Source organism: Cellvibrio zantedeschiae, assembly GCF_014652535.1.
GTDB classification, from domain to species: domain Bacteria; phylum Pseudomonadota; class Gammaproteobacteria; order Pseudomonadales; family Cellvibrionaceae; genus Cellvibrio; species Cellvibrio zantedeschiae.
This window is the reverse complement of the sequence record NZ_BMYZ01000003.1, coordinates 403,199-415,132: the sequence shown is the minus strand read 5'-3', so window position 1 is coordinate 415,132 and position 11,934 is coordinate 403,199. Positions and strand designations below refer to the sequence as shown.

General features: G+C 44.2%; 13 protein-coding genes. 11 read left to right on the top strand and 2 right to left on the bottom strand.

From position 1 onward, the window contains the following. Positions 1–150: 150 nt before the first annotated feature. The gene (locus tag IE104_RS15890) at positions 151–1,389 is read left to right on the top strand and encodes an alpha/beta hydrolase family protein (protein ID WP_189420316.1); all 1,239 of its coding nucleotides are present in this window, start codon (positions 151–153) and stop codon (positions 1,387–1,389) included. 161 nt (positions 1,390–1,550) lie between these two features. Further along, on the top strand, positions 1,551–1,703 hold the full coding sequence (locus IE104_RS15885; protein WP_189420315.1) for a hypothetical protein: 153 nt from the start codon (positions 1,551–1,553) through the stop codon (positions 1,701–1,703). 79 nt (positions 1,704–1,782) lie between these two features. On the opposite strand, the gene IE104_RS15880 is transcribed toward IE104_RS15885, so the two are convergent. Together IE104_RS15880 and IE104_RS15875 are read right to left on the bottom strand one after the other, a co-directional pair. Then, a complete protein-coding gene (locus IE104_RS15880) occupies positions 1,783–2,253 on the bottom strand; it encodes an Lrp/AsnC family transcriptional regulator (RefSeq protein WP_189420313.1) in 471 nt (156 codons plus the stop codon). Between the two features lie 173 nt (positions 2,254–2,426). Next, positions 2,427–2,582, bottom strand: a complete 156-nt coding sequence (locus tag IE104_RS15875) for a hypothetical protein (protein ID WP_189420311.1) — start codon at positions 2,580–2,582, stop codon at positions 2,427–2,429. Here IE104_RS15875 and leuA point away from each other — a divergent pair. The 9 genes from leuA (at position 2,581) to IE104_RS15830 (ending at position 11,933) form a co-directional block, all read left to right on the top strand. Beyond that, the gene (gene leuA / locus IE104_RS15870; RefSeq protein WP_189420309.1) at positions 2,581–4,245 is read left to right on the top strand and encodes a 2-isopropylmalate synthase; all 1,665 of its coding nucleotides are present in this window, start codon (positions 2,581–2,583) and stop codon (positions 4,243–4,245) included. The genes IE104_RS15875 and leuA overlap by 2 nt on opposite strands. A gap of 351 nt (positions 4,246–4,596) precedes the next feature. Then, complete coding sequence (locus IE104_RS15865; protein WP_189420307.1) at positions 4,597–5,325, top strand: ABC transporter ATP-binding protein; 729 nt, start codon at positions 4,597–4,599, stop codon at positions 5,323–5,325. 5 nt (positions 5,326–5,330) lie between these two features. Next, a complete protein-coding gene (locus tag IE104_RS15860) occupies positions 5,331–6,569 on the top strand; it encodes an ABC transporter permease (RefSeq protein WP_189420305.1) in 1,239 nt (412 codons plus the stop codon). An 11-nt stretch (positions 6,570–6,580) separates the two neighbouring features. Next, the gene (locus IE104_RS15855) at positions 6,581–7,846 is read left to right on the top strand and encodes an ABC transporter permease (protein WP_189420303.1); all 1,266 of its coding nucleotides are present in this window, start codon (positions 6,581–6,583) and stop codon (positions 7,844–7,846) included. A gap of 73 nt (positions 7,847–7,919) precedes the next feature. Then, on the top strand, positions 7,920–8,993 hold the full coding sequence (locus IE104_RS15850; RefSeq protein ID WP_189420301.1) for an efflux RND transporter periplasmic adaptor subunit: 1,074 nt from the start codon (positions 7,920–7,922) through the stop codon (positions 8,991–8,993). A 264-nt stretch (positions 8,994–9,257) separates the two neighbouring features. Beyond that, positions 9,258–9,827, top strand: a complete 570-nt coding sequence (locus tag IE104_RS15845) for a porin family protein (protein WP_189420299.1) — start codon at positions 9,258–9,260, stop codon at positions 9,825–9,827. Positions 9,828–9,947: 120 nt separating this feature from the next. After that, positions 9,948–10,817, top strand: coding sequence for a MipA/OmpV family protein (locus IE104_RS15840; RefSeq protein WP_189420297.1), 870 nt, complete (start codon positions 9,948–9,950; stop codon positions 10,815–10,817). 43 nt (positions 10,818–10,860) lie between these two features. Next, positions 10,861–11,226, top strand: a complete 366-nt coding sequence (locus tag IE104_RS15835; protein ID WP_189420295.1) for a DUF3019 domain-containing protein — start codon at positions 10,861–10,863, stop codon at positions 11,224–11,226. A gap of 11 nt (positions 11,227–11,237) precedes the next feature. Beyond that, entirely contained in the window at positions 11,238–11,933 is a 696-nt protein-coding gene (locus tag IE104_RS15830) for a winged helix-turn-helix domain-containing protein (RefSeq protein ID WP_189420293.1), read from the top strand. The last annotated feature ends 1 nt before the right edge of the window (position 11,934 follow it).

The window sequence follows — 11,934 nt, the reverse complement described above, 5'->3', positions numbered from 1 at the left end:
ATAATGTGTACACCCCTTAAAGGCCATAATTTCACGATTATGGCCTTTAACATTTCTTATCTGACCCTACCCGCTAAAGCTATTGAGTTATAGTCAAAACAACTATATTTTTTATCGAATAAGTTTAATAAAGACTCAAAGGTGATCATTATGCGCGCAGGATATGTGTCATTGTCGGTAGCGGCTATAGCTGCTTGTCTGGTTTCTTGTCAGGCTGCGGATTCTTCTAAAACATCTTCTCGAGCGAGCACTGCTGCGGCCTGCAGCCTACCTGCGTTGCCTGATTTCGCGCAGCTGCCAGTTATTTCCGAATTGCCCAACCCCTTCGTAGGGCTGAATGGCAAAACCATCAAATCCAAAAAGGATTGGGCCTGTCGTCGGGCGGAAATCGGTGCTCAGGCACAAGCGTACGAATTGGGTACTAAGCCTGCTGCGCCCGAGCGCATAACAGCCGAATTGCAAGGCGAGAATTTGATTGTGAGTGTCGCCGACAAGGGCAAAACCATTTCGTTTACCGCCAAAATCACCTATCCCAAAACCGGCAAGGCACCGTATCCTGCGGTGATCGGTATGGGAGGCTCCTGGTTAAACAATGAGGAACTGGCGAAGCAGGGCGTTGCGGTTATCCAATTTCCTAATAATGACGTTGCAGAGCAGTTGAATGGCAGTTCGCGCGGCAAGGGCAAATTTTTTGAGTTGTATGGCGCAGATCATTCCGCCGGGGCGCTGATTGCCTGGGCTTGGGGCGTGAGCCGCTTGATTGATGGGCTGGAAGCAACGCCGGCCAGCCGAATTAATGCAAGCCGTTTGGGAATTACCGGCTGCTCGCGCAACGGTAAGGGCGCATTGGTTGCGGGCGCCTTTGACGAGCGTATCAAACTGACTATTCCCCAGGAATCAGGTTCTGGTGGTTCCGCAAGCTGGCGTGTTTCCGATGACCAAAAAGCGGCTGGCCAAAATGTACAAACTCTGGCGCAAATCGTGACTGAAAACGTTTGGTTTACCGATAGCTTCAAACGCTTTGGGCAATCGGCGAATCGTCTGCCCATAGACCAACACAGCATAATGGGCATGGTTGCTCCACGTGGATTATTGGTGATTGAAAACACATCCATGGAGTGGCTGGGCAATCGCAGTGCTTACACTGCTGTTCTAGGCGCCCGTGAAATATGGCGTGCTCATGGCATAGAAACTGACTTTGGCTTTTCGCAATTGGGCGGCCACAACCACTGCCAACTTCCGGCTGCCCAAGTTCCTGAAGTAAACGCTTTTGTGCAAAAGTTTTTGTTAGATGCAGTTAAGACCGATACTGCAATCTTTAAAAGCGACCAGGAATTCGACCTCAATAAAGACCGTTGGATTAATTGGAAGACACCGCAACTTAAGTAATTCAATGGGCTGGGGTTTCATGGATAGTGACAGGTTTTTATAGCAAAACACTGTTAAAAATTACAATTTTTTGCCCGGTACTTTGAAAAGCCTGAGCTATAATCAGGTCGTGCTTATGTTTAGCGCGAAGTATTTACTAACAGCAAATGGATTCCTAGAAAATGAGTGAGAAAAAAGCAGTAAAGGTGTTGCTCAGCCAGCTTGAGGAAGCGTTGGAAGAACGCCAGAGCAATGATCGTCGTAAGCAACAAACGCCGGTGACCGAGAGCAGTGATCGCCGCAAACAAGATAGAAGAACAGGCAGCAAAGCCTGATTCAGGACTGAACGTCTTTCAGGATAGATCTGGAAGGCGTTCCAGCCAAGCCTCCCCCCACACCACACTTTCGTTAGATTTACAGGACCGGCAAAGCAGTTCCATTTACGGCCGACTTCAACACAAACGACGAATGCACGCCGCTTACGCCTTCAATACGCGTTAACTTTTGCAGTAAAAATTGCTGGTAACCATCCATATCCTTCACGATCACTTTTAACAAATAGTCGGCAGACTGGCCAGTAATCAAATGGCACTCCAAGACTTCGGGATAGGAACCCACGGTTTTCTCGAAGGCGTCGAAGCGCTCGGGCGTGTGCTTATCCATGCTGATCTGGATAAACGCCATCAAGGTCAGCCCCAACTTGCGCGCATTGAGCAGGGCAACATAGCCATCGATTAAGCCGGCCTCTTCCAATTGGCGAACACGGCGCAGGCAGGGGGAGGGCGAAAGACTGATGGCGTCGGCCAGCTCCTGGTTAGTGATGCGGCCATTGTGCTGCAATTGTTCGAGGATCAGTCGATCGTAGCGGTCAAGTTCAATAGACATGCTAGATTCTCATTTAAGAGCATTAATTTTCAATAAAGATATCATTTGAAGCATATTATTGCTCAAAATTTACCATAGAGACAATCTTAGCAATCATCTGCCAGTCGCTTCTACCTATACTTTGTCAACCTGATAGCAGTGCCTTTATGTTTATCTAAACCAAAGGTGCGGAGTTAACGCCAAAAGCCAATGCTTGGGCAGAAGGGTAAAAAGCCCACCAAGGCTTTTTTAATACCGCTTCCGTCGTCATCGCCAACCCGCAATGACTTGCAAGTATTCTCCTCAGGTGAAACCACAGTTTTTTTTGATACGCACACGGAGTTCGCCATGATTGCCAATCCATCCACCAAGTACCAACGCTTTGTCGGCGTGAGTTTGCCCGACCGCCAATGGCCCAATAATTTTATTGTGAAGCCTCCTATTTGGATGAGCACAGATTTACGTGATGGCAACCAGGCACTCATCGACCCCATGTCGGTGGCAACCAAGCTGCGTATGTTTAAAGAATTAGTGGCGATTGGTTTTAAAGAAATTGAAATTGGCTTTACGTCGGCGAGCGAAATCGACTACAACTTTGCGCGTATGTTGATTGAAGAAAATTTAATTCCCGATGACGTTACCATCGAAGTTTTGGTGCAAGCGCGTTTTGATTTAATTGAAAAAACCGTACAAAGTTTACGTGGTGCAAAAAAGGCGATTTTGCATATGTACAATCCACTTGCGCCAGCGTTTAGAAAAATCGTGTACAACACCGACAAAGAAGGTGTAAAAAATATTGCGATTCAAGGCACCAAGTGGTGCAAACAATTAACAGAAACTGCACCGGAAGTAGATTGGACTTATCAATATTCGCCGGAAGTTTTTTCCAGCACCGAAATTGATTTTGTTAAAGAAGTTTGCGATGCAGTGGTTGATGTTTGGCAACCCACGCCGCAGAAAAAATTGATTTTGAATTTGCCTGCAACCGTTGAGATGAATACGCCAAATACTTACGCAGATCAAATAGAATGGATGCACCGCAATATCAACAAACGCGATTCGATTATTATCAGCGTCCATCCGCACAATGATCGCGGCACTGCAGTTGCCGCAGCAGAATTAGCAGTAATGGCCGGTGCAGATCGCGTTGAAGGTTGTTTGTTTGGCAACGGTGAACGTACAGGTAATGTGGATTTGGTGACGCTTGCGTTGAATTTATATTCGCAGGGCATTCACCCCGGTTTGGATTTTTCTGATATCGACAAAGTGAGAAAATTACACGAAGAATGCACGCAATTGCCGGTGCATCCACGTCATCCTTATGCGGGCGAATTAGTGTTTACCGCTTTCTCGGGTTCACATCAGGATGCCATCAAAAAAGGTTTTGCGGTTCAGAAAAAAGATACTCTGTGGGAAGTGCCTTATTTGCCTATCGACCCTGCTGATTTAAATCGCAGTTACGATGCGGTTGTGCGTGTGAATGCGCAATCGGGTAAAGGCGGAATCAGTTTCTTGTTGCAACAGGAAGCTGGTTTGCAATTGCCGCGTCGCTTGCAAATTGAATTCAGCGCAGCGGTGCAAAAAGTGAGTGACACCACCGGCAAAGAAGTGAAGAGCAGCGATATCGTTAAAATTTTTAACGACGAATATTTTGCCGTGAATTCACCCATTGCCTATCAGTCGAGTAAGTTTACCGAGCAAGATGATACGCACCAGGTTGATATAGTGATCCACGCGCAACACAAAAATGAAACCGTACAAATCAGCGGCAGCGGCAACGGCCCCATCGATGCAACAGCTCATGCGATTAGCCAATTTATCGACCAAGAAGTACATGTCATCGACTACCATGAGCATTCTGTAGGCGAAGGTTCGGATGTAGCGGCAGTAACTTACGTAGAAGTAAAGGTAAACGGCAAATCGGTTTACGGCGTAGGGCAAGATCGCAACATTATTACCTCGGCGGTGAAGGCGTTGATTAATGGTGTTAACCGCAGTGGGGCGATTGCTTAATCATCACGCTATACAGCGTTAATCTTTCGCCCTGCTTAGACCTTTGTTGCAAAACGGCTGATAACCCCGGTTATCAGCCGTTTTTTTTTAGCTGCAAGCCGGGGGTCTAAGATATGTTCTATATACCTTCCTACAACAAACCCAAACCCCCGATTTACCAAATAAACCTTCCGCAAGTGAATCTAAAACTGAGTTGTTAGCGTCAAAGTCGATATACAACCTAAGCCATTGAATTTTAAGCGCTGACACTTGTCATGACTTTGTTAATGAAAGTAAAAAAGTCAGCCAGATTTTAAATAGTGATTAAGCTTGGTTAGGTGAAAACCCGTGCACCTGGAGGATGAGAGATCCATGATTAAACTGCATAACATCCACAAATACTATCACTCCGGCGAACAGCCGCTACATGTACTTAAGGGTATAGACCTGCATATTCGCGAAGGCGAGTTAGTGTCAATCATGGGTTCCTCGGGCTCCGGTAAATCCACCCTGCTAAATATTCTGGGGATTTTGGATAACCATGACCAGGGCGATTATTTCCTGGCTGGCCGTGAAATTAAAAATCTCAAAGAAAAAACCGCAGCGCATTTGCGCAATGAATTGCTTGGTTTTGTATTCCAGTCTTTCAACCTGTTGCCTTTCAAAAACGCTACCGAAAATGTTGCCTTACCCCTCTACTATCAAGGCGTCGGTCGTAAAGAGCGTAACTATCGCGCTGCGCAATATTTGGAAATGGTGGGATTAGATCATCGCGCGAATTTTATGCCCAACGAATTATCGGGTGGACAAAAGCAGCGCGTGGCGATTGCGCGCGCGTTGGTTACCAAACCAAAAGTTATTTTAGCGGACGAGCCAACCGGTGCGCTGGATAGCCAAACCACGCAAGAAGTTATGTCCCTGATGAAAGACATTCATCAACTCGGCAACACCATTGTGATTGTGACGCACGAACAAGATATTGCCGATCAAACACAGCGCCAAATTATTTTGAAAGATGGTTTGATTGTGGCTGGCAAACATCATCATTCACATATCGCTGACGACCAAGCCGAACAGGACGAAGAAGAAATTCTGGGTTAATTATTATGTTGGATGGTTTACAAGAAATTTTATTTACCCTGCGCCAAAATAAATTGCGCACACTGCTCACTGCCTTCGGTGTGTTCTGGGGTATTTTCATGTTGATCCTTATGCTGGGTGCGGGCAGAGGAATGCAAAATGGTGTTTACGATGGCTTCGGTGGCGAAGTTATGGATTTTATTATCGTTTACACAGGCGCAACATCAGTTGCCTATAACGGCATGGGTTTAGGTCGTTACGTGCAATTAAACCAGGAAGATATACAGGCAATTAAACAGCAAATTCCCAATGTGCGTTTTATTGCTTCAGAAAACCAGACAAATGGCGCAACTATTACCTACGAGAAAAAAATCGGTAATTTCGCGGTCCATGGTATTCCTGATGACTATTTCAAAATTAAAGAATCAGTGCCCTTTAATTTAGGCAGAAAAATAAATCCGTTTGATCAGCAGGACAATCGCAAAATTTGTGAATTGGGCTCTGCTGTTGTTGAAAAACTATTCGGTAAAGATTTTGATCCGGTTGGTAAAGAGGTTCGCGTAAATGGTGTGGTTCTAAAAGTCGTGGGTGTTTTTCACGATAAAGCAAATCGTGGCCGCGACTCAGAACGCATTTATATTCCAGACACAACTTATCGCAAAGTGTTTGGTAGCGGTAACACTGTGCAAACTATTTGGTTGCGCCCAACCCAGGGTGTGGATGGTTTTGCTTTTGAGAAAAAAGTTATTGAATTACTGCAACGCCGCCACACAGTATCGCCAGAAGACAAACGTGCCGTTCGCTCATTCAACATGGCCGAACCGGCAAAAATGGTGAAGGGATTATTTTTGGGAATTAATGCCATTATCTGGTTTGTTGGTTTGGGCACTTTAGCGGCGGGTATTGTTGGTATTAGCAATATTATGATCATCACCGTAAAAGAGCGCACCCGCGAAATTGGAATTCGTAAAGCCTTGGGCGCGACGCCAAAAAATATTGTGGGCACCTTGTTAATGGAATCCATATTAGTAACCAGTATTGCGGGTTACATGGGAATGGTTTTAGGTGTTGCGCTCCTGGAGTTAGTTGCTTTTGGTTTGCGTAGCTCCGGTGCAAAATTGGAATTTTTCCAAAATCCGGAAGTAGATTTTCAAGTCGCCATTACGGCCATTATTTTATTAGTTGTTGTGGGTGCTTTAGCAGGGCTTGTGCCCGCATTAAAAGCGGCGCGCATCATGCCAATTGAAGCCATGCGAGCAGACTAAAGGACAACTTCATGTTTATTGATATTGAAAAATGGCGAGAAATATTTAGCACTCTTGGCCAACACAAATTGCGCACAACACTCACTGCATTCGGTGTTTTTTGGGGCATTTTTATGCTCACGATTTTATTGGGTGCCGGTAAGGGTTTGGAGAACGGTGTTATTGAAGATTTTAAAACCGTGCCTCCCACAGCGTGGATTTGGTCGCAAAGTAAAACGCAAATTCCCTACCAGGGAATGCCGGTTGGCCGCACCATTGGTTTAAAGGCAGAAGATGTAGAAGGCATTCGCAATAATGTGCCGAGCGTGGGAAGAATTTATGCACAGAACAGCGTAGGCATTTGGGGCGGCTCACCTGCCTATACAGTTTACAAAGATCGTAACGGAAGTTTTTCTATCCAGGGCACACATGCTGGCATGGCGAATATTCACCAGCAAACCATAGAAGAAGGCCGTTATATTAATGAAATTGACGATGAGAAGCATCGCAAGGTTGCAATCATTGGTGCGCGTGTAAAAACCCAACTATTTAAGCCGGGCGAGAAGGTAATTGGCTCAGATATTACGATTTCCGGCATCAGCTTTCAGGTGGTTGGCGTTTATAAAACCAGCGACACCAACCCTGGCAGTACAGAAGAAGAAAAAGTCTATATTCCAAACGACACTTTGCGTTACGCCTTTAATCAGGTGAGCTGGGTCGGTAGTTTTGTTGTTATTCCTAAACCTGGCATCCACGCCTCTGTAGCAGAGCAAGATGTAAAAAATTACTTGGCGGAAAAAAATAAAGTAGATCCAAAAGACCTTGGCGTATTTGGCAGTTTTAATTTGCAAAATGAATTCGACAAAATTTACGGATTATTTACCGGCATTAAATTATTCAGTTGGATTGTAGCTATTGGCACCATTATGGCGGGTGCGATTGGTGTGGGAAATATTATGCTGATTGTGGTGAAAGAGCGTACGCGGGAAATCGGTTTACGCAAAGCACTGGGCGCAACACCGCGCGCAATTATTACCATGATCATGCAAGAGTCGGTATTTATTACCGCCGTTGCGGGGTACTGCGGTTTGGTTGTCAGCGTGTTTTTATTGGAAGGTGTCAGCGCAATTATGGCTGCTAACGGAGGCAAAGCCGGAATGTTTCGACATCCCGAAGTAGATTTTAAAACCGCGATTATGGCACTCATTGTATTGATAGTAGCAGGCGTGCTGGCATCCTTATTACCAGCAGCAAAAGCAGCGAGTGTTAATCCCATTGTTGCATTGCAAGATGAATAATCTTTAAACCATATCAACTATTTCAACCTAGAAATTTCCATTTAGTAATTTATATAAAGGTAAGAAGGGAAAAATGAAAAAAATCATTATGTTTGGCGTACTGGGTTTGGTGGCAATAATTTTTATTGGCACCATCGTGTTCTTGTACAAAAAATCTCAGCAACCCCCGGTCGTCTATACACTTGATAGCCCTACAACTACCACGATTATTAAAAAGACAGTGGCTATTGGTAAGGTTATTCCACGCCGTGAAATCGAAGTTAAATCGCAAGTGTCTGGTGTGGTAGAAAAGGTTTATGTTGTTGCAGGCCAAACTGTGAAGAAGGGCGATATTCTCGCAAAAATTACTTTGCGTCCCAATATGCTTAATGTGAACTCTGCGGAGTCACAAGTACAAAGCGCAAAAATTAATTTGCAAAATTCCGAGACAGAATACAACCGCCAAAAACGACTCTTTGGTCAAAAGTTAATTTCAGAATCTGAATACAATAAATTTTTAGTGTCGTACAACTTGCAGCGTGAAGCTTTGGCTAACGCAGAAAACGCATTGCTCTTGTTGAAATCTGGCGCAACTAAAAATTCTGACAAGGTTTCTAACCTAATTCCTGCTACCGTTGATGGCATGGTGTTGGATGTACCTAACAAAGAAGGTGCGTTTATTGTTGAATCGAGTACCTTCCAATCGGGTACATCATTAGCAACTTTGGCTGATATGACCGATATGATTTTTGAAGGTTTAGTGGATGAATCTGAAGTTGGTAAATTGAAAGAAGGCATGGAGCTAGTGTTGAACATTGGTGCCCTGCAAGGCAAACCTTTCACTGCGGTGTTGGAATATATTTCACCAAAAGGTGTCACTGACCAAGGCACAATTAAATTTACTATTCGCGCCGCGGTAAGATTAAACAAAGATTTATTCTTGCGTTCAAACTACAGCGCTAATGCCGATATAGTTTTGGAGAAGAAAGAAAAAGTATTAGCGATTAATGAAGGCAATTTAATTATTGAAGATAAAGCCAGCTTTGTTGAAGTGGAAACTACGCCGCAAAAGTTTGAAAAACGCGAAGTTAAAACAGGTTTGTCTGACGGTATCAATATCGAAATTGTTTCAGGCTTGAAAGCGAGCGATAAAATTAAACACCGCTAATGCGTATTATTGCGACACCCAAAGCATCGGCTGACTACCGATGCTTTTTTTATGGGCAAGGCTCCGCTATCATACGGAACCGCTGAAAAATTACCTTACTTGCCCTGACTGCGTTAAATTCAAGTAGAAAAATGCTCATTTACATTGTGTAAACTCCGCTTTTTCTACTTAAATTTGCCTTGTCATGTCTGCGCCGCAAACATTTTTCAGCGGTTCCGAGAGGCAAACTCAGCAACTTACTGTTATTAACTAATAGGAATGCTCATGAAAAAGTTATGCGTACTCGCGCTTGGCCTTTTGGCTTTACCCGCATTTGCCGACAATGAACGCGGCTTTTATTTGGGAGCGGGTGTTGCCAGCATTGACGATACCCAGGACGGCGTAGATAACGTCAGCCAAATACGTGCAGTAGAATTTTTTGGTGGTTACAAATACAACGCTGCGCTTGGTGTTGAGTTGCGCTTGGGTAATGGCCAAACCACCGGCACCAGCAATCGCTATTTTGATGCTCAAGGTCAATTGCAAACTGGCACCATTGAGCGCGATATTGGCAGTTATCAAAGTATCTATTACAAGCCGGAATTAGTGAACGATGAAGCCAAGCTTTATGCGCTACTTGGTTATACTCACGTAAACAGTTCAGGCAGAATTCTGGACGCTACTGGTAAATTGGTTAGCAGTTCCGATGGTTCTGAATCCGGTTATTCTTACGGTATAGGCGTTGGCTTTGTGATTAATGAACACTTCAACGTTAACCTGGAATACAAAAATATTTGCGAGGAAATCAGCGGCAAGCCAAATCTGGCCAGCCTGAATATTGATTACCGCTTCTAATAAAAATCGATTGCTCCCATCAGCCAGCAAGTTTTATCTTGCTGGCTGCTCACAAAAGATTACAGATTTGCCCGAGGTTTGGCGGTATAACTAGCGAGTTATGCGTAAAAGGGCTAAGCCATGATCATTGTTAAATCACGTTTTCACCGCACATTTCTCGCTTTTGTAGCGCTCCTGATACTTAATCTAAGTATTATTGCGCAGTCATGGGCGGCTGAAGATGAATCGCGCTGGCAGTTCAGTATCGGATTAGGTCTCGGCGTTCGCACAAATCCCGTCATGGATAATGACGATATTCCGCTGGTTATTCTTCCGCAATTTAGCTATCAGGGCGAACGTTTTTTCATCCAGAATTTGGATCTTGGGTACAATCTTTTTCAAAATAATAAACAAGAATTAAATATATTGTTAACACCCAGTTACGATCAAATTTTTTTCAATGAGTGGGATATTAGTAATTTTGTTGATCGCTCCAACCTTGCAAGTATGGCCGGCGGCGCCAAAGATAGTCCTTCGCTAGAAGCTAACAATCGCGCTATAGATAAGAGCCGTTTACACGATCGCCATGTGGCCGCATTAGCAGGCGTAGAATATAGCCACACTATTTATGATGTAGATATTCAAGTCCAGCTTTTGCAGGAAGCCACCGGTTATTACGATGGCAATGAAGCGCGCCTTGCCATAAGTAAAAGTATTAATGTGGGCAAACACGACGTTAAATTAACGCTCGGCGCTAATTGGCAAAACGCAGCCACGATAAATTATTTTTACGGTTTGCCCGAGCGCGAGTCACCGGGAAATTTTGCTTATGAGCCAAACGCTGGACTAACCAGTTTGTTGCGTTTCGATTGGGCATACCAATTGGACGAGCATTGGAGTCTAAGGTTTTTTACCAGCTATCGTCACTTGAGTCATTCTATTTCCAACAGCCCTTTGGTCACAGAGAATAATGTGGTAACAGCTTTTGCTGGGGGGGTGTATCATTTTTAAGGAAAAATCGCTCGCCATAATAAGCATAATAAGTTGTTCGGTTTTGCTCAATCAACCTTGCCACGCAGAAGAAAATGCACCCCTAATTCAATTGGTGATGAAGCCAAATATTTGTGTGTTATCTGAAGCTGAATCCCAGTGCCAGGATTTATTAATTGCGGAATGGAAGGCACAAAATAACAAAACATATTCGTTGTGTTTATACCAAAGCCCTAACAAAACACCGATTGAATGTTGGCAAAATGTTAACAATGGAAAAACGGAATTTACACAAGCGATTGCTAAAACAACAGTGTTTGAGTTGCGCGATATGAATAACCAAAACCTGCTTGGTCAAGAGGCGTTTCAGGTTATTAACGCACAGAAAAAATATCAGCGTTCACGTCGCAATCCGTGGAGCTTTTTTTAGCGAGAACCGAGATGAAAAATCATATCCTGTTGGTTGAAGATGATCGTCGCTTGGCAGATTTAGTTAAAGACTATCTTGAAAACAACGAATTTATTGTCACCATTGAAGGCAATGGCAATCGTGTCTTGCGACAGTGCCAACAATTAAATCCTACGCTTGTTATTTTGGATTTAATGCTTCCCGGCAAAGACGGTTTGACGATTTGTCAGGAATTACGCCCTCAGTATCGCGGCCCAATTTTAATGTTAACGGCACGCAATGAGGATATCGACCAAGTATTGGGTTTGGAGTTTGGCGCCGACGATTACGTGATAAAACCAGTTGAGCCAAGGGTTTTGCTGGCGCGTGTCCGTGCGCTTATGCGCCGTTATTATCAGCAAGACAGCACCGAACAAGAAAATATGGTGTTCGATAAATTAATAATCCAGCCCACCGCGCGCAAAGTTCAGCTGGACGGTGAGGACATTAATTTATCCAGCCATGAGTTTGATTTGTTGGTTGCCCTCGCAAAACATGCAGGTCAGGTAATCGGGCGCGAATATTTGTTCAACCAAATTTATAATCGCGAATACGACGGCTTGGATCGTACTATTGATGTACGGATTTCCCAGCTTCGTAAAAAATTATTAGATAATTCTGAAAATCCGACCCGCATTAAAACAATCTGGGGTAAAGGTTACCTGTTCGTCGCAAACGCGTGGAGCTAGG